A 24576-nucleotide genomic window follows, 5' to 3' on the forward strand; every position below is an offset into this window, starting at 1 on the left:
CGCATTATCGAACGCATGCCGTACGTCATACCGACTGCGCCGGATGATTCAGGGAAGAATTTACATCTCGCGGACTTCAAGCCATCTGGCCGGCCGATCCTTCATGTGAATGTTTATCCCATTCAGGAGAGCCTCCGTCATGGTCGCCAGACAACGAATCCGGGCCGCGCTTGTTGCCGCGGCGATCGCCGCATGTGCATCCGCCGCGCATGCAGCCAACACGACCGACTGGATCGCGAACACGTACGGCACGCTCGCGGCGCACGTCGGCAACGTGGCGCGTGCGATGTGGGTCGCACCCGAAGGCGTGATCTACACGGCGTCGATGTGGGACGAGGACGAAGGTGGCGTCGCGATCTACCAGAACGGCAAGAGCATCGGCTCGATCGGCGCGCATTCGGAATTCCAGGGCAGCGCGATCACCGGCAACGCGACATCGCTGTTCGTCGCGCTGCAGCCCGGCAAGACCTACGGCAGCGGCGCGGTGGGGCGCTACAACCGCGCGACGAAGTATCGCGACCGCGTGATCCAGATCAGCGCGGCAACCAACCAGCCGCGCATCGACGTCGTCACCGGGCTCGCGACGGCCGGCTCGCTGTTGTATGCGAGCGATTTCTACGGCAATCGCGTGCGCGTGTTCACGACCGATGGCGTGTGGCAGCGCGACATCGGCGTATCGGCGCCGGGCGCGCTCGCGGTGGACGGCGCGGGCAACGTGTGGGTCGCGCAGAAGCGTGCCGGCTCGATCGTCGGCTTCAGCCCGGCCGGCGCGCTGCTGAACACGATCCGCATGCCGGCCGGCTCGCAGCCGTCGGCGCTGTATGTCGACGCGGCGGCCGGGCAATTGCTGGCGGGCGACGAAGGCCCGGACCAGAACATCAAGCGTTATTCGATCTCGGGCCGGCCGGCGCTCGTCGGCACGTTCGGCGTGCGCGGCGGCTATCTCGACACGACGACGGGCATCAAGGGGCAGGTCGGCCCGCAACGCTTCACGCGCATCGTCGGGATCGGCAAGGACACCGGCGGCAATCTCTATGTGCTCAACAATCCGTGGGGCGGCAGCTGGGATCTCGGCCGCAATGGCGCGACCGACATTCACGCGTACAGCAGCACCGGCAGCCTGCGCTGGACACTGCAGTCGCTGAACTTCGAAGGCATCGCCGCGCCGGACCCGGTCACGGACGGCGCGCTGTTCTACGGCGGCACGCACATCTACAGCGGCAGCGCGGGCGGCAAGTTCGTCGCGAACACCGTCGACCCGTTCACGTATCCGTCGGACCCGCGCATCAACATGAGCGACACGCAGCGCGACGAACACTTCGGGCTGCTCACGTCGGTCGGCGCGAACCGGATTCTCGTCGCGGCCGGCCAGAACCCGCCGGTCTTCTACTTCTATCATTTCAACGCGGCGAACGGTTACGTCGCGATTCCGGACGGCTCGCTTCCCGGCCCTGCGTTCAACACGACGCAGCGCGTGACGGGCGGCTTCAGCCTCGACAGCCAGGGTGGCGTATGGGCCGGCCTCGACAAGACCGGCACGATCACGCATTACCCGCTGACCGGCTTCGACGCGAACGGCAAGCCGTCGTGGGGGCCCGGCGTCGCGACCCGCATTCCGGCCAGCATCCAGCCGCTCACGCGCATCGTCTATCTCGCGGACAGCGACACGATGGTGCTCGCGCAGGGCGCGCTCGGCAGCAACGACTGGACGTCGATCGGCACGCGCATCGAGGTGTATCACGGCTGGCGCGCGGGCAACACGACGAAGCCCGACCCGGTGATCACGCTGCCGCACAGCGGCGCGAAATCGATCGACGCGGCGGGCAACCATCTGTTCGTCGGCTACTGGTTCAGCAGCAGCGGGCCGCTGTGGCCGAACGTCGACGCGTTCAATCTGACCACGGGAAGCCTCGACACGACGCTGGTCAACACGAGCCCCGCGACCGTCGATACCAGCAGCGCGATCGATGCGATGTACAGCATCCGTGCGTATCGCCGGTCGAACGGCGAGTACGTGGTGATGAAGAACAACGTGAAGGGGAACAGCATCACCGTGTACCGGTGGACGCCCTGACGTCGATCACGCATGCGCGGCCGCGGTCCGCCGGCCGTGCCCGCGCGGCAACGACGGAATTCACCGCGTGTCGCCGGACGTCCATCGTGCTTCCACGCAATTTCCGCATCGCGCGCGCGTAATGAGCGGCGTGCGCAACGCGCGCCTCACCGCCCGCCGGGCGGCCGTTCCCAACCCCACGGCGCGGAACGCCCGATCCGGGCACAATAGCGGCGGCACCGGCAGGCAGTGCGCGTGCACACGACGATGAACCGAATCGACCGACCGGTTGCGCCGGCACATTGCCGCGCCGGTGAACTTGCGCGGCAGCCCGATGCCGCGATTTTTGAGCCGAAGTGACGACATGACGAAAATGAAAACGACACCGAACCGCCTGTTGCTGATCGCTGCGCTGGCCGGCACGCTGACGGGCCCCGTCCACGCGGAAACGGCGGCGGGCGCGGCGACCGTCGCGACCGTCAACGGCACGCCGATCACGCAGGCCGACGTCGATACGCTGCTGCGCGCGTCCGGGCAGGCCGATTCGCCGCAGATCCGCGAGGCGATCAAGAATCAGCTGATCACGCGCGTGCTGGTGCAGCAGGCGGCCGAGAAGGCCAACTACGCGGACAAGCCCGAGGTCAAGGCGGCGATGCAGCAGGCGAAGGTGACGGCCGAGGTGCAGCTGTACCTGCGCGACAACGTGAAGCCGGAGCCCGTGACGGACGAGCAGGTCAAGGCGCGCTACGACGAGCTCGTCGCCGCGCTCGGCAAGAACGAATACAAGCCGCGCGTGATCGTCGTCAAGGATCCGGTCGCGGCGGCCACCGTGCTGAGCGAGTTGAAAGCGGGCAAGTCGTTCGACGGGCTCGCGCGCCAGTACAGCGTCGCGCCGAGCCGCGATACCGGCGGCGAGCTGCCGTGGGTGAGCTTCAACACGCCGGCGGCGGCGGGCAAGACGGCCGGGTTGCCGCTGCCGGTCGCGCAGGCGCTCGAGAAACTGCCCGTTGGCGCGGTGACGAAGGATTCGATTCCCGTCGATGGCGTGCGGGCGATCGTGAAGCTGGATGCGAAGCGGCCGACGCAGGTGCCGGCTTTCGAAACCGCGAAGCCGACGCTTCAGCAGCAGTTGCAGGCGATCGCGGTCGAGAAGGCGAGTGCGCAGATGATCGGCAACCTGCTGAAGGGCGCGAAGATCACGCAGTAATGGAAAAGCGGTGCGGTCGCATCGATGCGCGTCACGCGTTCGCAGGCTTGCGGGCACGCCTGTCGTCCAGGTCGATACCTACCCGCTTGACGCGTGCTGCCAGGTTCGCCGACGGGGCGGGCCGGCAAATCTTCTCTTCTGCTGCCTATCAGGCCTGACAGCGCGCCGCTTCCGGCCGCCGCGCGACCCGCTCCCGAACTTCCGGCGCCGCCAGGCACGTGGCCACGGCTTCATACCCCGGCGCGCCCGGGTAAGGCGCCACGCGCACAGGCGGGCTGTGATTGACCGGGCACAGCAGAATGGTTTCGTCGGGGCCGACCGCCGCGAGATCGAGGATCGCCGACGAGCGCGTCAGCAAGAACAGCGGCCGCATGCCGGCGGCCGCGCATTCGCGCAGATGCGCGATCAACGCCAGTTGCGTGGCGCGATCGAGATCCTGTTCGATCATGTCGACGATCCGCACGCGCGGGCTTGCTGCTTCGAGGCCGACGAGCAGTGCGGTCAGCGCCGCCGACGGCGTCGCGCCTTTGCCGATGAGCAACGCCGACGTGCGGTCGACACGCGACTTCAGTTCCGGATCGGCACGCAATGCATCCGATGCGGCTGCACCATCGTCGTCGAGCCGATCGAGGCCGACGAACACGGCGCCGGGCAGCGCGTCGGCCAGCCGAAGCGCGAGCCGCGTCTTGCCGCTCCCGAGCGAACCGATGATGTAGTTCAACGGCCGGATATCGCGACACTCGAACCGTTCGCCGCCCCACGGCCACGGCAGGCTGAACGTGACGCCGGCGCTGCCAGCGTCGAGCAGCCGCGTGAGTTCCCCGTCCGCGGGCATCCGTCCCCGAGCCAGGCCGGCGCGCATCGCACGCACGCGGTCGAGCTTGCTCACGAGATCCTGAATTCCGCGATCGAGCGCCGCTTCGTGAGCGCCGAGCGCTGCATCGAGGCTGCGCGCATCGCCGCCGAGCACGCTCGCCACCTGCGCGAGACCGAGGCCGAGCTTGCGCAGCGCCGCGATGTCGGCGGCGCGCGCGAGGTCGTCCGGGCCGTACGCGCGGTATCCGGCCGGCGTGCGCTCGGGCGTGACGAGGCCGTGCCGCTCGTACAGCCGCAGCGCCTTGATCGAGACGCCGAGCCGCGCGGCGGCGGCCGATGCGTTCAAACGGGGCGTGGACGAACCCATCCGTCACCTCTTTGCTGTCGATTCGTTGCGGTCAGCATAAAGGCGATCCCAAGGGCCGGGTCAAGCGCGATCGCTCTAACGCTCAGTCGGCGGCCGCGAACTCGTCCCGCAGCGCGCGATACAGCCGCCGATACCGTGCAAGCCGCCCCGCCAGTAGATCGACCGACGCGGCATCGGGCGCGACCGTTTCCGTGACGAGCGGCGCGACACAGACTTCCGCGAGGGTGTCGCTCGTCGCAGCCAGCCGCGCGAGCCGCGCGGCGCCGAGTGCCGCGCCGACCGCGCCGTCCGCGTGGCGCTGCATCGCGAGCCCGGTCGCATTCGCGCACAGCCGCGCCCAGAACGCGCTCTTCGAGCCGCCGCCGATGAACGACACCGCGTCGAGCGTCGTGCCGGCCGCGCGCAGCGCGTCGTAGCCGTCGGCCATCGCGAACGCGACGCCTTCCATCACCGCATACGCGAGCTCGTCCGCACCGTGTTCGTTCGACAGCCCGAAGAACACGCCACGCGCATGCGCGTCGTTGTGCGGCGTGCGCTCGCCGCCGAGATACGGCAGGAACAGCGGCGCGCGGGCCGGATCGGCGCGTTCCGCACGCGGGGCGAGCGCGCCGGCCGTCGTGCCGTGCGCGCGCGCGAGCCAGTCGAGGCTCGCGGCGGCCGACAGGATCACGCTCATCTGGTGCCAGCGCCCTTCGACGCAGTGGCAGAACGCGTGCACGGCGGCGTCCGGATTCGGCGCGAAGCGGTCGTTGCCGGCGAACAGCACACCCGACGTGCCGAGCGACAGGAAGCCGCTGCCGGCGCCCGTGACGCCCATGCCGATCGCGGACGCCGCATTGTCGCCGGCACCGCCGGCGATCGTCACGGGCCCGGCGATGCCCCATTCGCGCCGCAGCGTGTCGCGCAGTTGCGCGGCGGCCGCGTTGCCTTCGACGAGGCGCGGCATCTGCGCGCGCGACAGCTCGGTCGCGGCGAGCATCCGGTCGGACCAGTCGCGGCGCGCGCAGTCGAGCCATAGCGTGCCCGACGCGTCGGACATGTCGGACACGAATTCGCCGGACAGCCGCCAGATCAGGTAGTCCTTCGGCAGCAGCACCTTGTGGACTGCGCGAAACACGGCCGGCTCGTATTTGGCGAGCCACAGCAGCTTCGGCGCGGTGAAGCCGGGCATCGCCATGTTGCCGGTGATCGTGCGCGATTCCGGCACCAGCGCCTCGAGCTCCACGCATTCGGTGCCGGCGCGCGTGTCGTTCCACAGGATCGCGGGGCGCAGTACCTGGTCCGCGCGGTCGATCAGCGTCGCGCCGTGCATTTGCCCGGACAGCGCGATGCCGCGCAGCGCGGCGAAGCCGGCCGGGTGCGCGGCCCGCACCGACGCGATCGCGTCGAGCATCGCGTGCCACCACGCCTGCGGGCTTTGTTCGGACCAGTGCGGATGCGGACGGCTGATCGACAGCGTGGCCGAGCCGGTCGCGAGCGGGACCGATCGGGAATCGGTGAGCAGAACCTTGACCTCGGACGTGCCGAGATCGATGCCGAGATATGTCACGTATGAAGCGTCCTGTCTGGGGCGCGCGGCGGCGCGCGTCGCGGGGGCGGCGCGTCGTCGCGGCCGTGTGGTTCGTTGAGCCGGTGCAGCGCGCGGAACTTCGACGGCGGCACCTGCTTCATCGCGAGAAACTGACGGTTGAAGTTCGACAGGTTGTTGAAGCCAACCCGGTAGCAGATGTCGGTCACCGTCAGGTCGGAAAACATCAGCAATTCGCAGGCCTCGTTGATGCGCAGCCGGTTCAGGTAGCGCACGAACGACGAGCCGGTGTGACGCCGGAAAAACCGCGTGAAGGTGCTCACGCTCATGCCGGCGAACGCGGCGACGTCGGCTTCGCGCAGCATGCCGGGCAGGTTCTGCTGCAGGTACGACAGCACCTGGTTGATGGTCGACGACATGTAGTGCTGCGCGTCGCTGCGGTAGCCGGGGCCCGCGAGCACGCGCCGCTCGCGGCACGACGACAGCCGGTCGAACAGCGACATCAGGATCTCGACGCGCCGGCAGCCGTGCGCGTTCGCGAGTTCGAGCATCAGCGGCGCGACCTCGAGGCCGACGCGATCGGGAAACTGCACGCCGCGCGCCGCGTCGTCGATCAGCTCGATCACCGGCTGCAGCTCGCTGAACGCGTCGACCATCTTCTCGATCGCATCGCGCGAGAACTGCAGCACGACGTCGCGCGACGGCACGCGTTCGCCGTCGGCGAGCTCGCTGACCCAGTTGTGCGGCAGGTTCGGCCCGGTGACGATCAGGTTGCCGGGGCCGAAATCGCCGATGTGGTCGCCGACGAACACCTTGCCGCGCGACGCCTGGATCAGGTGAATCTCGTACTCGGGATGGAAGTGCCACTTCGCGACCGAATGCGGATAGTCGTGGACCCACGCGCGGAACGATTCGTCGCGGTGGGTGGGAACGATCTCGAGATCCGGGTTCATCGTGTGCTCCGTCGGGGCGTGCCGGCGTGCTACGGGCGGGACATCGACCAGCCCGTCGCGGCAGGCGGCGTGGTGCGCGTCGCGGCCGCCGGCGGCGCCGCGTGCGCGATCGGGTTCGCGTCCGGCAGCGTGACGTTGCGCTCGGTGCCGGCGTCGAACAGATGCAGGGCTTCTTCGTCGAAGCGAAACGCTACCACGGCGCCCGGCGCCGGGGCCATCGGGGCCGGCACGAGGGCCGCGCACGGCTGGCCGCGCCAGTCCAGCGTGACGAGCGCCTCCGCGCCGAGCAGCTCGACGAGCTCGACCGTGCCGGTGAGCGACAGCGTGCCCGGGGTCGGATCGCCTTCGGTGGCGAGCCGCAGGTGGTTCGGGCGAATCGCCGCCTTGACCTGCTGGCCGTCCTGCAGCCGCGCGAAGCGTGAAGACGCGAGCGGCCAGCGCGCGCCGTTGCAGTCGAGCAGCACGTTCGCGCCGACGCGCTCGATGGTGCCGTCCGCGAAGTTCATCGCGGGCGTGCCGACGAACCCCGCCGCGAATACCGTATGCGGCTGGCCGTACAGCTCGGCCGGCGTGCCGATCTGCTCGATGTGGCCGCCGCGCATCAGCACGACGCGGTCGGCGAGCGTCATCGCTTCGAGCTGATCGTGCGTGACGTACAGCGTGGTCGTCTTCAGTTGCCGGTGCAGCCGCTTGATGTCGCCGCGCAACTGCGTGCGCAGCTTCGCGTCGAGGTTCGACAGCGGCTCGTCGAACAGGAACACGGCGGGCGTCTTGATCATCGCGCGCGCGATCGCCGCACGCTGCTGCTGGCCGCCCGACATCGCACGCGGGCGGCGATCGAGCAACGCATCGAGGCTCAGGATGCGCGCGACGTCGCGCACGCGGCGGTCGATCTCGTCGGCGGGCACCTTCAGCCGCCGCAGGCCGAACGCGATGTTGTCGTACACCGTCATGTGCGGGTACAGCGCGTAGTTCTGGAACACCATCGCGACGTTCCGCTCGCGCGACGGCAGATCGTTGACGACCGCATCGCCGATCACGAGCTCGCCGCCGGTGATCGCCTCGAGGCCCGCGATCATCCGCAGCATCGTGGACTTGCCGCAGCCGGACGGGCCGAGCAGCACGATGAATTCGCCGTCGGCGATCTCGAGGTCGAGCGGATGCAGCACGGCGGGGCCGCCGTCGTAGTGCTTCGACAAGGCTTTGCAGGTGATCTGGGCCATGGCTCAATCCATTTCGATCTGAATCTTGACGTCGCGCGGCTGCCCGCTCGCCGCTTCCTCGAACGCGCGCACGCCTTCGGAGAACGGGAACGTGCGCGAGATGAACGGCTTCACGTCGATCGCGCCGGACGCGATCAGCGCGAGCGCGCGCGGGAAGATGTTCGCGTAGCGGAACACCGATTCGATGCGGCCTTCCTTCGCCTGCAGCGCGACCACGTCGAGCGGCACCGGCGCGACCGGCATCCCGATCAGCACCGCGCAGCCGCCCGGGCACATCAGGTCGACGAGCCCCGCATACGCATTCGCGCTGCCGCTCGCCTCGAACACGACGTCCGCGCCCCAGCCGCCGGAGGCGTCGGCCACCGCGTCGGCCAGCGGCCGCGTACGCACGTCGACGGTCGTGACGGCCGGGTTGGCGGCGAACAGCGCGAGCTTCTCCGGCACGACGTCGGCGAGGATCACGCGCGCGGCGCCGCCGGCGAGCGCGGCGAGCGCCGTCATCGCGCCGATCGTGCCGGCGCCGATCACGACCGCGAGGTCGCCCGGCTTCATCGCCGCCTTCTTCGCGGCCTGCAGGCCGATCGACAGCGGCTCGACGATCGCGCCTTCGGCGAACGACACGTTGTCGGGCAGCCGGTACGTGAACGCGGCCGGATGCACGACGAACGGCGTCAGGCAGCCGTGGATGGGCGGTGTCGCCCAGAAGCGCACGTCGGGATCGAGGTTGTAGAGCCCGCGCAGCGTCGCGGGCGAATCGAGGCGAGGCACGCCGGGCTCCATGCACACGCGGTCGCCGACGCGCAGGTGCGTGACGTCGCTGCCGATTTCGACGACCGTGCCGGACGCCTCGTGGCCGAGCACCATCGGCGCGTCGACGCGAAACGGGCCGATCCCGCCGTGCACGTAGTAATGCACGTCGCTGCCGCAGACGCCGACCGTATGGACCTTGATCCGGACGTCGCCGGGGCCGACCTGTTGCGGCAGGTCGATGTCGCGCAGCGCGAGCTCGCGCGTGCGTTCGAGTACGAGTGCTTTCAACGTGTTCTCCTCATTTTCCCTTGACGATCGAATTGAGCAGCCGGCTCAGCATGCCGACGAAGACGAGCGGCGGCAGCGCGAGCAGCACCGTCGATGCGTTGATTACGCCCCACGGCACTTCCTGGCCGAGCGACGTGAACGCGGACGCGACCACCGGCAGCGTCGCGCTGCGCGACGACGTGAGTGCGAGCGCGATCATCAGTTCGTTCCACACCAGCACGAAGCTGAACACGATGCCGCCGAGCAGCGTGCTCGCGCACACCGGCAGCGCGATATGCCAGAACACCGCGTACGGGCCGTAGCCGTCGAGCGCGGCGGCTTCCTCGATCTCGCGCGGCAGCCGGCGGAACACGGGGATCGACAGCCACGTGATGGTCGACAGCGTGACGAGCAGGTACGTGACGATCATCGACAGCTTGGTGTCGTACAGCCCGAGATCGACCCAGATCGCGATCAGCGGCAGCGCGACCGCGACCGGCGGCAAAAAGCGCAGCGACAGCAGGAAGAACTGGATGTCGCGCTTGCCGCGCACCGGGTAGCGCGCGATCGCATACGCGGCCGGCACGCCGAGCACCGCGCCGATCAGTACGGCCGCGCCGACGATCGCGATGCTGTTGCCGAGGCCGATCAGCACCTCGGGGCTCGACAGCACCTGTTCGTAGTTCGCGAGCGTCGGCGTGAAGAAGAAACGCGGCACGGGCGTGACGATGTCGAGCAGGTGCTTGAGCGAATTGAGCACGGCCCAGAACAGCGGGAACGCGGCGACGAGCAGGATCGCGCCGGCGATCGCGGCGGTGGACACGGTGGCGGCGGGGCCGCGGCGGGCGGTCAGTCGTCCCATTTGTTGACCCTCTTCCAGATGAGCGTGAAGACCAGCGTGGTCGCGACCATCATCAGCACGGCCATGCCCGACGCATACGACACCTTGCCGGCGAGGCCGATGCCCTGCTGGTACGCGTAGAGATCGAGCGTTTCGGTCGCGATGCCCGGGCCGCCCTTGGTCATCACGTAGATCAGGTCGAACGAGCGCAGCGACTCGACCATCTTGATGAACACGAGGCTCACGAGCGGCGCCTTCAGCATCGGCAGCGCGATGTACGCATGCACCTGCCACGTCGTCGCGTAGTCGAGCCGCGCGGCTTCGAGCGGCTCGGGCGGCAGCGCCTCGAGCAGCTTCAGGATCACGACCGCGAAGAACAGCCCCCACTGCCACACGTCGACGAGCGCGACCGCGTACAGCGCGAGATGCGGATCGGCGAGGAACGCGGTGTGCTCGACGCCGAGCGTGCCGAGCAGCCAGCTCAGGATGCCGGTGAGCGGCGCGTACATGAACTTCCAGATGAACGCGGCCGACACGCGCGGCAGCAGCACCGGCATGATCAGCACCAGCGACGCGAAGCGGCGCCAGCGGCCGTGCACGCGCTCGAACAGGAACACCGCGAGTGCGATGCCGACGAGCACCGCGCCGGCGACCGTGACGACTTCCCACAGCACCGATACCTCGATCGCGTTCAGGAAGCGGCGGTCCGACGCGAGCCGGATGAAGTTGCGCAGGCCGACGTATTCGCTGTCCGGGTAGCGCAGCACGCGATTGCGCAGCGCGAGGTTGATCGCGGCGATCGTCGGGACGAGGCTCAGGACCGCGAGCAGCGCGAGCGTCGGCGCGAGGAACACCCACGGCAGGCTCGTGCGGTCGCGGCGCGCGCGGCCGCGCCGGGCCGACATTGCGGAAGGGGCCGGGCGGACGCCGAGCGCGCGTCCGCCGGCGCCGTCATTTGCGAGCGCCATGTTCGAGCGCGTCCTTCGCGTACTGGTCCGCGTCGTCGAGCGTGCCGCGGATATCCGTCTGCGTGCCGGTGAACACCTGTTCGAGCGCGATGCCGAGGTTGTCGCCGATATCCGGCCACTGCGGCGTGCGCCAGATCGTCACCTGCGTGACGGGGTTCGTGTCGTTCAGTCCGGCCTGGATCTGGGGCGCGACATGCTGCTTGAAGTACGGGCTGCCGATGGTGCTCGAACGGTTGTAGTCGCTGAACACGCCATTGCGCAGCCGCGCCTGTTCCTGGTCCTTGCTGGTCGCCCATGCGATGAAGCGGCCGGCGGCCGTCCGCGTGCAGTCGTCCTTCGCGCCGACCGCCGAGATCGCGAAGCCGTGGCCGTAAGCGGCCGACGGCAGCGGCGCGGGCGGGCGCGTGTAGCCGACCTTGCCGGCCACGCTCGACTTGCTCGCATCTTCCATCCAGTCGGCGAACGGCGTCGATTCGATCATGAACGCGACCTTGCCCGAACGGAACGCTTCGAGCGCGTTGCTCCAGTCGTAGGTCGCCGAGCCGGGCGGCGCGTACTTGAACAGGTCGCTGTAGAGTTGCGTGGCCTTCACCGCGGCCGGCGAGTCGAACGCGGGCTGGCCGCCCTTGTCGGTCCACGTGCCGCCCATGCCGAGCATGAACGGCGACCAGCGCCACACGTTCATTCCCGAGCCGCGCTGGCCGCGCGCGACCCAGCCGTACACCTTCGGCGGCGCGTTCAACTTCTTGATCGCGGCGACGAGCTGGTCGAGCGTCTTCGGCACCGGGATGTGCGCGGCGTCGAGCAGGTCGCGGCGGTAGAACAGGAAGTCGCCGCCGCCGATCAGCGGCGCGAAGTACGCGACGCCGTTGTAGCTCGCGACCGCGCGGCGGCCGGGCAGGAAGTCGTCGTAGTCGTAGTCCTTCGGGTAGTACTTGAGGAGCGGCACGATCCAGTTGGCCGACGCGAATTCGGCGACGTTCGCCTCGTCGACGTAGTAGATCTGGTAGGAACCCGCGCCGGTCGACGCGTCGAGGCGCGATTTCGCGCGGCGATCGTTCTCGCCGAAATAGCTGATCTCGACCTTGGTGCCGCTCTTCTTCTCGTAGTCGGCCAGCGATTTCTCCATCACCGACAGGCCGAGGCTCTTCTGCGCGAGCACCCGAAGGGTCGGCACCTTGCAGGTTTGCGCGGCCGCGACGCCCGGCAGACAGGCGCCGAGCAGCAGGCCGGCTGCGACGATTCGCATCTTGTTCACCCGTGTCTCCTTGATTCTGCTTGTTCGAATGCCGCCGATGACGGCAGGAACAATGGTGTGACGCGGGCGATGCGATCACCACATCAAAAGGATTCGTGAACCGATACTTTTTGCTCAGGGTCGGTCGTGCGATGCACAAAATGTGGTGGTGGGGGCGCGGCGCGGTGCCGGCCCGACGAGGCGGAACGGCGGGAAACCGGCGCTACCCGCCCGCGGGTTCATGCGGCGCGTCGAGTGCGATCCGGTACACCCGCAGCGCGTTGTCATGCCAGATCGCGCGGCGCGCGGCCGGGAAGCGGGGCGGTGCCCGTGATGGCGTACACGGCGCCGGGTTCAGCCCGCCGCTCGAACAGGTCGGGCGCGAACCGCGTGCGTGAGCGGGGAGCGGCGTCGCGCTACGCCGGAAAGCGCGCGCTGTCGGGCGCGGGCACGAGATCGTCGGGCCACTGCACCTCGAACCGCGTGCCGCCCGCGCCGGTCGGCACGCACAGCGCTTCGCCGCGGTGCGCGCGCGCGATCGCCGCGACGACGGCGAGGCCGAGGCCCGTGCCGCCGGGTTGCGTCTCGTCGACGCGCCGGAATGCCTGGAACACGTGCGGCGCGAACTCGGCCGGGATGCCCGGGCCGTCGTCCTCGACGCGCAGCCGGCACATCCCGTTCTCGATACGCGTCTGGATCCGGATCGCGCCGGGCACCGCGTGGCGGCGTGCGTTTTCCAGCAACGCGAGCAACGCCTGGCGGATGCGGACCGGATCGCAGCGCATGCGCCGCGGGTCGAGATCGAATTCCGGATGCTGGCCGGCGGCCTGCAGCGCGTGCGCGAACGCGTCGACCACGGCGCGCACCTCGGCGGCGAGGTCGGTGTCGCGGATCTCGATGCTCAGGTGGCCGCTGTCGGCGAGGCTGACCACGCGCAGATCCTCGATCAGCCGCGTCAGCCCTTCGACCTGCGCGAGCAGGCTGCGGTACAGCGCGTCGCTCGGCGTGAACACGCCTTCGGCGAGCCCCTGCAGCCGCCCGCGCAGCACGGTCACGGGCGTGCGCAGTTCGTGCGCGATCGCCGCGTTCCAGAAGGTTTGCTCGGCGGTCACGCGCTGCAGCTCGCTCGCGAGCGCGTTGAAGTTGTCGGCGAGCAGCGCCGCTTCCTTCAACGAACGGTCGCCTGCGACGGCGCGCGCCCCGAGATCGCCGCGCGCGACGCGGCGGATGCTGTCCGTCACCGAATTCAGCGGCACGAGGATGCGGCGCGACAGGTTGATCGCGACGACGACCGCGATCAACAGGCCGACCAGCGTGGTCGAGATGATCCACACCCACTCCGGCCCGCTCGGCAGCCAGCTCACCGCCTGGAACGACTGGGGCGAGTACTGGTACAGCAGGTAGTAGAACGCGTAGGCCGTCACGACGATCAGCACCGTGACGCCGAAGGCGATCGCGCCCATCGTCAGCGCGATCTGACGGCTCAGGCCATCGAGTCTCACTCGCCGCTCCACAGTTTGTAGCCGACGCCGCGCACGCTTGCCGGCACGCCCGCGACGCCGAGATCGTCGAGTTTCTTGCGCAGCTTGCTGACGTGGCTGTCGACCGTGCGCTCCAGCGCGTCGCCTTCCGGCAGGCAGGTGGCCATCAGCTCGGCGCGGCTGAACACGCGGCGCGGCGCGCGCGCGAGCTGCGCGAGCAGCTTGAATTCGGTGAGCGTCAGCACGAGCGTGCGGCGCGTGCCGTCGATTTCGACCGTCGCTTCGTGGTGCTCGAGATCGATCTCGAACGGCGCCGCGCGCAGCACGCGCTGTTCGTCCTGGCGCGCGCCGCCCATCGACCGGCGCAGCACGGCCTGCGCGCGCGCGACGACTTCGGCGGGGTTGAACGGCTTGACCACGTAGTCGTCGGCGCCGATGCGCAGCCCGGTCAGCTTGTCGATGTCCTGGTCGAGCGCGGTCAGCATGATGACCGGCGTGTCGCCGCGATGGCGAATCTCGGCGAGCACCTTCCAGCCGTCGACGTGCGGCATCTGCACGTCGAGCAGCACGAGGTCGGGCTTCAGCGACAGGTGGAGTTCGAGTGCGCGGCGGCCGTCGGCGGCGTGCACGGTACGCAGGCCGTTGCGCGCGAAATAGGCGATCAGGATCTCGGCGATCTCGGGTTCGTCCTCGGCGATGAGGACGAGCGCTTGCGCGCCTTGGCCGGCGCCGGCAGATGAAGAAAATTCGGGCATGGCCACTCGTTCGGATCCATCGGGGTTCCATTGGATCGCCATACTACCGTACGGCCCGGTCGATCGATTGGAGACGGGCGGCCACGCCCCGGCGAGACGCCGCCCCAGGCGGCGCAAACCGTCAGTGCCCGACTTCCTTCAGCAGCGCGGCGGCCGCGAGCTTGCCGACGCCGTTCGACGCGAGCGGGCTGTCGCCCGTGATCAGTTTGCGGTCCTGATGGCAGCGGCCGGTCATGTCCTTGTTCAGCACGCGCGCGCCGAGCTTTTCGAGGCTTTGCGCGACGAGCCACGGCAGCGGGCCCGGCATGTAGCCGATGTCGAGGTTCGGCCCGGTGTCGAGCGCATCCGGAAACACGCACATCTCGTAGTCCTTGAACGGATAGTCGCGCGGATCTTCGTCGACGGCGGCCGACAGCAGGCATGCGGGCCCGTGACACAGCGTGACGATGTGCCGGTCGTGGTCGAGCGCCCAGCGCAGCGTGCGCTTGACGTCCTTGCTGTGCGAAATGCCGGCGAGCACGCCATGGCCGCCGGGAATGAACACCGCGATATACGGCGACTCGGCGCCGGGATGCTGGTCGAGCACGTCGGACAGCTTGAGCGGCGTCTTCAGCTTCGGCAGGTACTTGCGGTAGGTGCTCTGCACGGCTTCGTCGTCCCGCGGCATCGCCCAGAGTTCGAGCTTGGCCGGATTGCCGGACAGCGTCGCGATGTCGATCTCGAAGCCGGCCTTGTCCATGTGGTGCATCGGCAGCAGCATCTCGACCGGATGATTGCCGGTCGAGAACATCTTGCCGTTCGTCATCAGGACGTAGCGCTCGTCGGTCGCGATCATCAGAACTTTCCACTTGCCGCCGGTGTACGGATTCGGATAATCCGCGCCGTCGAAGTCCGTCTTCGACGACGTGTACTGCGACAGCGAATACGGCGACGGGAAATACGCATTGTTCTCCGCCGGGTCGGGTGCGGGCGTGCGGCTCATCTGCGTCGTGTCGGAAGTCATGGCTGCTCCTTGCTGGGGAGATGGGGTAGGTGGCGGGCGCGAGCCGGTGGCCGCATGCGCGAGCCGCAGAGGGCGATCCGCATCGGCGGCGCGGCGTTCCGGTCATGTCCGGTCGGGTGAACGGGTACCCCACGGGAAGGATACGCGCTGCGATGCATCCTACAGCGGCGTGTTGCGGTGAGCGCCTCCCCGAACGGGTGGGTATCGCCTGCCAATCGCCGTGTTACGTGCACGGGCGGCCGGCGGCCGATTTCGACAAGGGCTGGCTCCCCCCGGACAGGGGGGACGCGAAAGCCGGGCGGTCCGGTATCGTGGCCGCACGCTCGACGACCCGACCGGTCGCCCATGGAGACACTCATGAATTCGTCGTACCCGTACCCGCAAGCCGAACCGGCGCCGTCCGCCCACGCGTATCCGCTGCTGATCAAGCAGTTGCTTCACGCGCCGCTGGCGACGCGGCCCGAGCAGGAGATCGTGTACGGCGACCGGGTCCGGCACGACTACTGGGCTTTCCGGCATCGCATCGGGCAGCTCGCGAGCGGGCTGTCGTCGATCGGCGTCGGCGCGGGCGACGTCGTCGCCGTGCTGGATTGGGACAGCCATCGGTACCTCGAGTGCTACCACGCGATTCCGATGATGGGCGCGGTGCTGATGACGGCCAATGTCCGGCTGTCGCCCGACCAGTTGCTGTATACGCTCGACCATTCGGGTGCACGCGTGGTGCTGGTTCACCGCGATTTCCTGCCGTTGCTGGCGGGCATGCGCGACCGGCTCGACTCGGTGCGGCACGTCGTGCTGATCGCCGACGGCGACGACATCGACCTGCCCGACGGTTTCGCCGACGAATACGAGCGGCTCGTCGCGGCCGGTTCGCCCGATTTCGCGTTTCCCGATTTCGACGAGCAGACCCGCGCGACGACGTTCTACACGACGGGTACCACCGGCCTGCCGAAGGCCGTCGCGTTCACGCATCGCCAGCTCGTGCTGCATACGCTCGCGGGCATGGCGGCGTTGTCGAGCGCGCGCGATCGCGGCCGCGTGCATCGCGACGACGTCTACATGCCGATCACGCCGATGTTCCATGTGCACGCATGGGGGATGCCTTACATCGCGACCGCGCTCGGGCTCAAGCAGGTCTATCCGGGCCGTTATTCGCCGGACGGACTGGTCGCGCTGATCGTGCGCGAAGCGGTAACGTTCTCGCATTGCGTGCCGACGCTGCTCGCGATGATTCTCGACAGCCCGGCGTCGGCGGCGGCCGACCTGTCGGCGTGGAAGGTGATCGTCGGCGGCTCGCCGCTGTCCGACGGGCTCGCGCGGGCAGCGCTCGCGCGCGGGATCGAGGTCTACACCGGCTACGGGATGTCGGAAACCTGCCCGCTGATGACGATCGCGCAGATCGACCCGCCGCGGGCGGGCGGCGGCGTGTCGGCCGACGACGACATCGCGCGCCGGACGAAGGCGGGCTTGCCGTTGCCGCTCGTCGACCTGCGCATCGTCGACGCACAGTGTCGCGACGTGCCGCACGACGGCCGGTCAGCGGGCGAGGTCGTCGTGCGGATGCCGTGGGCGACGCCCGGCTATCTCGGCGACGCGCAGGCGTCGGCCGCGCTGTGGGCGGGCGGCTACCTGCATACGAACGACATCGGCGTGATCGATCCCGACGGCCGGCTGCAGATCACCGACCGGATCAAGGACGTGATCAAGACGGGCGGCGAATGGGTGTCGTCGCTCGAACTCGAGGACATCCTGTCGCGCCACCCGGCCGTGCGGGAGGCAGCGGTGATCGGCGTGAAGGATGCGCGCTGGGGCGAGCGTCCGCTCGCGCTGGTCGTCCTGACCGACGAGCAGGTCGGCCGCGTCGGGCCGGACGAGCTGAAAGCGCATGTGAAGCAGGTGGCCGACCGCGGGCTGATCTCGCGCTATGCGGTGCCGGAACGGCTGCTGATCGTCGACGCGATCGAGAAGACGAGCGTCGGGAAGATCGACAAGCGCGCGCTGCGCGAGCGCTACCAGCCCGATTGAGCGGCGCGTCCGGCCGCCGTCGGCGCCGGCCGCTCGGGACGAGGCGACTTCCTCGCCGCCGGATACCCCCCGAATGGGGGGCTGAACAGCGCGCGCCGGTTCGAGAACAATGCGGGTCCCATGTCGCGGCCGATATGCGCAGCGTGCGCACACGCCGGTACGGACATCACCTACTTTTGACGGCCGGCGCCGAATCGTTATGCTGTTTGCGGCGCACGGCGAGACCGGGCCCGGTCGACGGCTTCGCTCGCGGTGCCGGCGGACACGCGATCAGCGCGAGGAGAACAGGAGCAGCATGGCGCCGACGGACAGCAGACAACCGGCCCACCCGCCGGACACCGATGCGATCGAAGTGCTGGTGCGCACGAAGCTGGCGCCGGCGTCGGCCCGCGGGATCGTGGCGCGCATCGCGCGGCTCGGGCGGCTCGGGCGTGGCCTGGACCGTCGGCTGACGCTCGTGAGCGCGCCGGCCGGTTACGGCAAGACCACGCTGCTGGCGGAGTGGCGCCAGGCACTGGTGGCGTCGGGCGTGAAAGTCGCGTGGGTGAGTCTCGACCAGGACGACGACAACGCGTCGATCTTCGCGTCATACGTGGTCGCCGCGATCGTCGACGCGACCGGCGGCGTCGGCGCCCGCGCGCGGCAGTTGTTGCGCGATCGCGCGCTGATTCCACTGAAGACCGTATTCGACGAACTGCTCAACGAACTGGACAGCGCGGGCGTCGACCTGTTCCTGATGCTCGACGACTTCGATCGCCTCGCGTCGCCGGTCATCCACGACGCGATGTTCGATCTGCTGCGCTACGCGCCGTCGAACCTGCATGTCGTGCTGTCGTGCCGCTCGGTGCCCGCGTTGCCGCTCAGCTATTTCGAGTCGCGCGACGAGCTGGTGCGGGTGGACGAGAACGACCTGCGCTTCGACGACGCGGAGACGCGCGCATTCTTCGAGCGGGTGGCCGGCAAGCCGCTCAATGCGGAAAACGTCGGGCGCCTTCGCGCGGCGACCGAAGGCTGGGTGTCGGGCCTGCAGCTGGCGGCCCTGGCGCTGCACGACGACAGCGACGCGGCGCGCGTGGCCGAACAGGTCGGCCGCGCGCGTGCCGGCATCGCCGCGTATATGAACGAGAACGTGATGACGCAGGTGCCGGACGCGATCCGCCACTTCCTGCTGCATACGGCGGTGCTCGACCGGATGACGCCGGCGCTGTGCGATGCGCTGACCGGTCGCGACGATGCGCTCGACTGCCTCGAATGGCTGAGCGCGCACAACCTCTTCATCCGGTCGATCGACGGCGACCGCCAGCGCTACCGTTATCACGCGCTGTTCCTGCACTACCTGCGGGAGGAGCTGGCGCTGCGGGAGCCCGGCGCGGTGGCCGCGCTGCATCGCCGCGCGAGCGCGTGGTACGCGGCCGAGCGGCAATGGCCGGACGCGGTCAGGCACGCGCTCGCGGCCGGCGACTTCGACGCGGCCGCCGGCTGGGTCGAGGCGTGCGCGATGAAGCTCATCGCGTCGAGCGACGTGCGTACCGTGCTCGACTGGGTGTCGCGCCTGCCCGCGCAGGCGCTGACGGGCCGCCTGCGGCTGCGGATCGCGCATACGTGGGCGCTCGCGCTGTCGATGCAGATCGTCGATGCGCGGCGCGCGCTGGAAGCGCTGGAAGCCGACATCGAGATCGGGCGGCTCGATACCGATGCGGTCACGGCGACCGAACTGCTGGCCGTGCGCGCGCTGATCGCCGGGCTGTCGGATCGCAGCATCGAATCGCTGCAGCTCGGCGAGCGCGTGCTGGCGGCCGCACCGCCGGCCGGTTCCTGGGTCGAGCAGATCGGGCAGACGACGCTGATCTTCGGGCTGGGCTACGCGGGCCGCCTCGGCGACGTGCTGGATCTCGGCGCGCGCGCGGAGCACGCGGCGTCGGGGCACGAGCCGCTTTACGCGAACGTGTACCGCCAGAACATGGCGGGCCTGGCCGAGTTCGTCGCCGGGCGGCTGCACGACGCGTCGAAGACGTTCGAGACGGCACTGCGGGCCGCCGAACGCTCGGCGGGGCGCCTGTCGGCGGCGACGGCGCTGTCGGCCGGCTACCTGTCGGCGATCTATTACGAATGGAACGACTGGGCGAAGGTGCGCGACGCCCAGGCCGACCGCTTCGACATCGCGATGCAGGCTTGTTCGCTCGGGCCGTTGCTGAGGTTCATGCAGACTGCCGCGCTGCTGCAATTCCGGTCGGGGAACGACGCGCGTGCGCACGACATGCTCGACGAAGCCGATCACATTGCATGCAGCCGGCAATGGCTGCGGTTGCGCGTCGCATGCATGGCGACCGGCATCCGGCTGCATCTCGCCGCCGGCCAGCCGACGCAGGCCCATCGTGTGGGGCGCGCGCTGGCGTCGCTGGTGTCGCCCGTGCCGCCGGACGAAGCGTCGAGCCACGTCGAGACGTGGCAGATGGCGCAATCCGCGCAGGCAAGGCTGCTGCTTGCCGATGCGCGCGCGAACGAAGCCGCGCAGTGCATGGCGACCGTGCATGCGGTGCTGGCCGCGCGCGGATTCGACTGGTTCGCGGCGCAGGCCGCCGTGTTGCATGCGATCGCGCTCGATCAGGCGGGCGACGAAAGCGCGGCGCTCGCGGCGTTGGCGCGTGCGCTCGAATACGGCCAGGGCAACGGGCTCGTCCGAACCTTCGTCGACGAAGGGACGGCGGCCGAGCGTCTGCTGGCGCGCGTACAGAAGCGTGCCGACCGCTTTCCGGCAGTCGGCGCGTGGTATCTGCGCGATCTGGCCCGTGCGTTCGACGCGCAGTGGGCGTCGAGCGGGGCGCCGGCCGCGCGGCAGGGTGCGCCCGGCAACCTCAGCGCCCGTGAAGTCGAGATTCTCGACTACGTCGCGCGCGGCCTGTCGAACAAGGAAATCGCCCGCGCGCTGCGCGTCGCGCCGGAGACGATCAAGTGGCACCTGAAGAACATCTTCGAGAAGCTCAACGTGACGTCGCGCATCCAGGCGGTGCGCAGCGGGCTGGCGCTCGATGCGTCACGGGTGCGACGCGACGACGAATGACCGGCTGACGCGGCGCCGCCCGCGTCAGCCGTGCGCGGCGAACGCGGCCACGATCTCGTCGATCGCCGCGCGGATCCGTGCGGTGTGGCGCAGGTCGCGGTGCGTGACGAGCCAGACCTCGTACGGCGACTCCCGCACGCGGTCCGGCCAGATGCGTGCGAGCCCGTCGCGCTCCCCCATGTGGACGGGAATCTCGCCGACGCCGAGGCCCGCGCGCAACGCCGCACGCAGCATCAGGTTCGAGTTCGTGCGCGTGACGATGCGCCCGCCGTCGATCGGTTCGCCGGCGAGGGTCGGCTTGCGGCTGGCCTCGACGTACGGCTGGTAGACGGCGAGGTCGTGGCCCGCGAACGCGCGGCCGCGCTCGGGTTCGCCGTGCCGGTGCAGATAGTCGGGCGACGCGAACAGGCCCATGTCCCAGCGTGCGAGACGGCGCGCGACCAGATCGGGGTTCTCGGGCCGCACCGTGCGGATCGCGATATCGGCTTCGCGTTTCGCGAGATTCAGGATGTGGGTCGACGTGTTCAGCGCGACGGAGACGTCGGGATGTTTCGCGTGCAGCCGCGCGATCGACGGCATCACGAACTCGATCGCGAGCGCGTCGGTCGTCGTGATCTTCACCTCGCCGGCGAGCCGCCGGTCGACGCCCTGCGTCAGTCGCACCAGCTCGTGCGCGTGCTGCTCCATCGCCTCGGCGGCGCGCAGCGCCAGTTCGCCGACCGGCGTGGGCAGATAGCCTTTCGACGAGCGCAGGAACAGCGTCGCGCCGAGCACGTGCTCGAGCGTCGCGAGCCGCCGCCCGACCGTCGCCTGATCGACGCCGAGCGTGCGCGCCGCGCGGCGCAGCGTGCGCTCGCGATGGATCGCAAGAAAGACGCGCGCGTCGTCCCAGTTCATCGTGTGTCCCGACTGATGCATTTTTGCATTCCCCGACCGGTAATTCGCTGCGTGCCCGCACGCGGCATCGCCCATAGACTGGCTTCACTTACATGGCGATGCCGCGATTCGGGGATGGCCCGCGAATCGGCCGCGCATCGACGAACGTTGAGGATCATATCGTGACTGATGACGCGAACGCCCTTCCCACTCACATGACGGCGATCGAAATCGTGCGTCCCGGCGGCCCCGACGTGCTCGTGCCCGCGACCCGCGCCGTACCGGCGCCTGGCCCCGGCGACGTGCTGATCCGGATTCACGCGGCCGGCGTCAACGGCCCCGACGTATTCCAGCGCAAGGGGCTGTACGATCCGCCGCCTGGCGCGTCCGACATTCCCGGCCTCGAGATCGCCGGCGAGGTCGTCGCGATCGGGCGCGACGTCACGCGGTTCGCCGTCGGCGATCGTGTCTGCGCGCTGATTCCCGGCGGCGGCTACGCGGAATACGCGGTGGCGAACGAGAGCAACACGCTCGCGATTCCCGACGGCCTCGGGATGGCCGAGGCGGCGGCGCTGCCGGAAACCTTCATGACGGTGTGGCTGAATCTGTTTCAGCGCGGCGGGTTCAAAGCCGGCGAAAGCGTGCTGATCCACGGCGGCGCGTCGGGCATCGGCACGACGGCGACGATGCTGGCGAAGGCGTTCGGCGCATCGGCGATCGTCACGACCGTCGGGTCGGACGCGCAGCGCGACGCGAGCATACGGCTCGGCGCGGATCTCGCGATCGACTATCGCAGCGAGGATTTCGTCGACGCGGTCGCGCGCTTCACGGGCGGCAAGGGTGTCGACGTGGTCGTCGACATCATCGCGGGCGACTACGTCGCGCGTAATTTCGCGGCGGCCGCGATGAACGGGCGCATCGTGCAGATCGGCGTGATCAATGGCCCCGCGAAGGAGCTCGACCTGTTTCCGATGCTGACGAAGCGGCTCACGCACATCGGCTCGACGCTGCGCTCGCGCACCTACGCGGAGAAGGCGCAGATCATTCGCGAGCTCGAGGAGGCCGTGTGGCCGCTGATCCGGCAAGGCACGGTCAAGCCGCAGGTCTATCGGCTGTTCGATCTGCGCGACGCGCGCGCGGCGCACGAGCTGATGGATTCGGGGCGGCATATCGGCAAGATCGTGCTGGCGACGCCGGCCGCGGATCGTTCGATTCGGGCGGCCGTCGATACAAACGCCAAGCATTCCACATGATCGGCCGACGCTTCAGCCCCCCGGTCGGGGGGCTGAAGCCGCGGCGCGGATGGCCCGACAATCGACGACATCGAATGCGCCGCCGCGCCCCGCCGGCGTGTCGCATGGATGCAGCACCGGACCGGACGATCAATCGAAATGGACATGCTCGAAAACATGCGGACATTCGTGCGCGTCGTGCAGGCCGGCAGCTTCACCGCCGTCGCGAAACAGGCCGATATGGCGACCGCGCAGGTGTCGCGGGCCGTCGCGAGCCTGGAGGCGTATGCGCAGATTCGGCTGCTGAACCGGACCACTCGAAAAATCGCGCTGACCGACAGCGGGCGCCGCGATTTCGAGCGCCTGCAATCGATCCTGGGCGAGGTCGACCAGGCGAATGCCGAGGCCCGGAACGCGCTGATCCGCCCGTACGGACGCTTGCGCGTGCACACGATGCCGGGGCTCGGACAGAGCCACGTGACCGCGTCGGCGGTCGCCTATCGGGCGCGCTTTCCCGAAGTCGCCATCGAGATGACTTATTCGCAGCGGATGCCCAATCTCGTCGAGGAAGGCTACGACGTCTCGGTCGTGACGGCCGCGAGCCTGCCCGACTCCGCCTGCATCGCGCATTCATGCGGCACGTCTTTCAGCGTGCTGGTCGCGTCGCCGGCCTACCTCGCCCGCTACGGCGCGCCGTCCGTGCCCGCCGACCTGGCGCGCCATACCTGCCTGCGCCTCGACACGCCGGCGGAAGCGAACGACGAATGGCTGCTGCACGGCCCCGGCGGCCAGACCGCGTCGCATGCGGTAACGGCCGCGCCGTTTCACGCGAATGCGCCGGAAGCGCTGTCGATCGCGCTGTGTGCGGGACTCGGCATCGGCTCGCTCGCGATCTATTCGGCGATCGACGACCTGCGCAGCGGGCGGCTCGTGCGCGTGCTGCCGGACTACCGGCTGACGATGCTCGACGTGTACGCGATGTATGCGTCGCGCCGCTTCGTGGACGCGAAGGTCCGCACCTTCGTCGATCATCTGCGTGCGACGTTGTCGCCCGCGCTGAAAGCCGACGTGCGTGCGCTTGACGCGCTCACGGCGCCGCACGGGCGTGACCGCGCCCGTGGGTTGTCCGGTGTCACGGCCTGACGGCCGGCCCATTCGTCGTACCCATTCGTTCCTGTCCGGGAGAATCCGATGAAGTCCCGTTTTGCAATCGTCGTTGCAGGTTTCGTTGCGTTGTCGCCGCTGGCCGGTCATGCGCAGTCCGCCACGGCCGCCGCTCCCGCCGAGCAGGCGGCGTCGGCGCCCGCGTCGCCACGCGCGGCGAAGAAGGCCGAGCGCGCGGCCGACCGTGCATTCGCGAAGAAGGTTCGCCAGGCGATCGTCAGAGCGCCCGGCGTCGGCCACGCGCAGGTCACCGTGTTCGCGAAGGCGAAGACGGGCGACGTGACGCTCGCCGGGCAGATCACCGACGAGTCCCAGAACCGGGCAGCGGTGGATGCGGCCCGCCGGGTACCGGGCGTGACGTCGGTGAAGAGCAGGCTCCAGTTGCGTCTGGAGGGCGGCCAATAACGGGCCGCGTCGACGGCATCGGGTGCATGTCTTTGCGGGCTTCGTCGTGTAAAGAATCCACGGCGAAGGCTGCGGAAGGCACGCACCCGTGCCGGCTGTGACGCGTCCCCTCGCCGGTGCCGGAGCGTCAGATCCGACCGAGCAGCACCAGTATCACGACAATGACGACGATCAGCCCGACGGTCCCCGATGGCCAGTAGCCCCAGCTTCGGCTATGCGGCCATGCAGGAAATGCTCCGATGAGCAGCAGAATCAGAACGATGATGAGGATCGTACCGAGCATCGCATCCCTCCTGGATTTATTCGACACGGTGTGGGCTGACGCAATTCGCGTGCCGCGACGCGGTGGCCGACGAAAGCGGGC

Annotated in this window: 20 protein-coding genes; 7 read left to right on the forward strand and 13 right to left on the reverse strand. The window is 69.2% G+C overall.

Annotation, left to right across the window (positions count from 1 at the left end):
- Positions 1-139: 139 nt before the first annotated feature.
- Positions 140-2074: an SMP-30/gluconolactonase/LRE family protein gene (locus LGM42_RS10195; protein ID WP_226232140.1), complete on the forward strand. Its 1935-nt coding sequence runs from the start codon at positions 140-142 to the stop codon at positions 2072-2074.
- A 343-nt stretch (positions 2075-2417) separates the two neighbouring features.
- A complete protein-coding gene (locus tag LGM42_RS10200) occupies positions 2418-3260 on the forward strand; it encodes a peptidyl-prolyl cis-trans isomerase (protein ID WP_226232141.1) in 843 nt (280 codons plus the stop codon).
- Positions 3261-3408: 148 nt separating this feature from the next.
- On the opposite strand, the gene LGM42_RS10205 is transcribed toward LGM42_RS10200, so the two are convergent.
- From LGM42_RS10205 to hchA, 11 genes are all read right to left on the reverse strand, one after another.
- Positions 3409-4443 carry a MerR family transcriptional regulator gene (locus tag LGM42_RS10205; protein ID WP_226232142.1) on the reverse strand — a complete coding sequence of 345 codons (1035 nt, stop codon included), beginning with the start codon at positions 4441-4443 and terminating at the stop codon, positions 3409-3411.
- Positions 4444-4525: 82 nt separating this feature from the next.
- Positions 4526-5992: a xylulokinase gene (gene xylB / locus LGM42_RS10210; protein ID WP_226232143.1), complete on the reverse strand. Its 1467-nt coding sequence runs from the start codon at positions 5990-5992 to the stop codon at positions 4526-4528.
- Entirely contained in the window at positions 5989-6924 is a 936-nt protein-coding gene (locus LGM42_RS10215; RefSeq protein ID WP_226232144.1) for an AraC family transcriptional regulator, read from the reverse strand. Before LGM42_RS10215 ends, xylB begins: the two co-directional genes overlap by 4 nt.
- A 29-nt stretch (positions 6925-6953) precedes the next feature.
- Positions 6954-8147 (reverse strand): ABC transporter ATP-binding protein, encoded by a 1194-nt coding sequence (locus tag LGM42_RS10220; RefSeq protein WP_060314651.1) that lies wholly within the window; start codon positions 8145-8147, stop codon positions 6954-6956.
- A gap of 3 nt (positions 8148-8150) precedes the next feature.
- Entirely contained in the window at positions 8151-9185 is a 1035-nt protein-coding gene (locus LGM42_RS10225) for an NAD(P)-dependent alcohol dehydrogenase (RefSeq protein ID WP_226232145.1), read from the reverse strand.
- Between the two features lie 10 nt (positions 9186-9195).
- Positions 9196-10026 (reverse strand): carbohydrate ABC transporter permease, encoded by an 831-nt coding sequence (locus LGM42_RS10230; protein WP_226232146.1) that lies wholly within the window; start codon positions 10024-10026, stop codon positions 9196-9198.
- On the reverse strand, positions 10014-10910 hold the full coding sequence (locus LGM42_RS10235; protein ID WP_226232229.1) for a carbohydrate ABC transporter permease: 897 nt from the start codon (positions 10908-10910) through the stop codon (positions 10014-10016). Before LGM42_RS10235 ends, LGM42_RS10230 begins: the two co-directional genes overlap by 13 nt.
- A 46-nt stretch (positions 10911-10956) precedes the next feature.
- Positions 10957-12222 carry an ABC transporter substrate-binding protein gene (locus LGM42_RS10240; protein WP_264160034.1) on the reverse strand — a complete coding sequence of 422 codons (1266 nt, stop codon included), beginning with the start codon at positions 12220-12222 and terminating at the stop codon, positions 10957-10959.
- Positions 12223-12626: 404 nt separating this feature from the next.
- Positions 12627-13712, reverse strand: coding sequence for an ATP-binding protein (locus LGM42_RS10245; RefSeq protein WP_060314657.1), 1086 nt, complete (start codon positions 13710-13712; stop codon positions 12627-12629).
- Positions 13709-14446: a response regulator gene (locus LGM42_RS10250; protein WP_059574782.1), complete on the reverse strand. Its 738-nt coding sequence runs from the start codon at positions 14444-14446 to the stop codon at positions 13709-13711. Before LGM42_RS10250 ends, LGM42_RS10245 begins: the two co-directional genes overlap by 4 nt.
- A gap of 121 nt (positions 14447-14567) precedes the next feature.
- Complete coding sequence (gene hchA, locus LGM42_RS10255) at positions 14568-15449, reverse strand: glyoxalase III HchA (RefSeq protein ID WP_226232147.1); 882 nt, start codon at positions 15447-15449, stop codon at positions 14568-14570.
- 357 nt (positions 15450-15806) lie between these two features.
- On the opposite strand from hchA, the gene LGM42_RS10260 reads away from it, so the two are divergent.
- Both LGM42_RS10260 and LGM42_RS10265 read left to right on the forward strand, forming a co-directional pair.
- On the forward strand, positions 15807-17474 hold the full coding sequence (locus tag LGM42_RS10260) for a fatty acid--CoA ligase (RefSeq protein ID WP_226232148.1): 1668 nt from the start codon (positions 15807-15809) through the stop codon (positions 17472-17474).
- A gap of 295 nt (positions 17475-17769) precedes the next feature.
- A complete protein-coding gene (locus LGM42_RS10265) occupies positions 17770-20535 on the forward strand; it encodes a LuxR C-terminal-related transcriptional regulator (RefSeq protein ID WP_226232149.1) in 2766 nt (921 codons plus the stop codon).
- Positions 20536-20559: 24 nt separating this feature from the next.
- Here LGM42_RS10265 and LGM42_RS10270 read toward each other — a convergent pair whose 3' ends face one another.
- Positions 20560-21432, reverse strand: a complete 873-nt coding sequence (locus LGM42_RS10270) for a LysR family transcriptional regulator (RefSeq protein ID WP_060314761.1) — start codon at positions 21430-21432, stop codon at positions 20560-20562.
- Positions 21433-21524: 92 nt separating this feature from the next.
- Between LGM42_RS10270 and LGM42_RS10275 the strand changes: the two genes are divergently transcribed.
- From LGM42_RS10275 to LGM42_RS10285, 3 genes are all read left to right on the forward strand, one after another.
- Complete coding sequence (locus LGM42_RS10275; RefSeq protein WP_196493611.1) at positions 21525-22664, forward strand: NAD(P)H-quinone oxidoreductase; 1140 nt, start codon at positions 21525-21527, stop codon at positions 22662-22664.
- Between the two features lie 138 nt (positions 22665-22802).
- Positions 22803-23786 (forward strand): LysR family transcriptional regulator, encoded by a 984-nt coding sequence (locus LGM42_RS10280; protein WP_226232150.1) that lies wholly within the window; start codon positions 22803-22805, stop codon positions 23784-23786.
- A 48-nt stretch (positions 23787-23834) separates the two neighbouring features.
- Positions 23835-24212, forward strand: coding sequence for a BON domain-containing protein (locus LGM42_RS10285; RefSeq protein ID WP_060314677.1), 378 nt, complete (start codon positions 23835-23837; stop codon positions 24210-24212).
- Between the two features lie 127 nt (positions 24213-24339).
- Here LGM42_RS10285 and LGM42_RS10290 read toward each other — a convergent pair whose 3' ends face one another.
- Positions 24340-24495 carry a DUF3309 family protein gene (locus LGM42_RS10290; RefSeq protein WP_006483086.1) on the reverse strand — a complete coding sequence of 52 codons (156 nt, stop codon included), beginning with the start codon at positions 24493-24495 and terminating at the stop codon, positions 24340-24342.
- Between the last annotated feature and the right edge of the window lie 81 nt (positions 24496-24576).

Source organism: Burkholderia sp. AU39826, from assembly GCF_020419965.1.
Classification (GTDB): Bacteria; Pseudomonadota; Gammaproteobacteria; order Burkholderiales; family Burkholderiaceae; genus Burkholderia; species Burkholderia semiarida.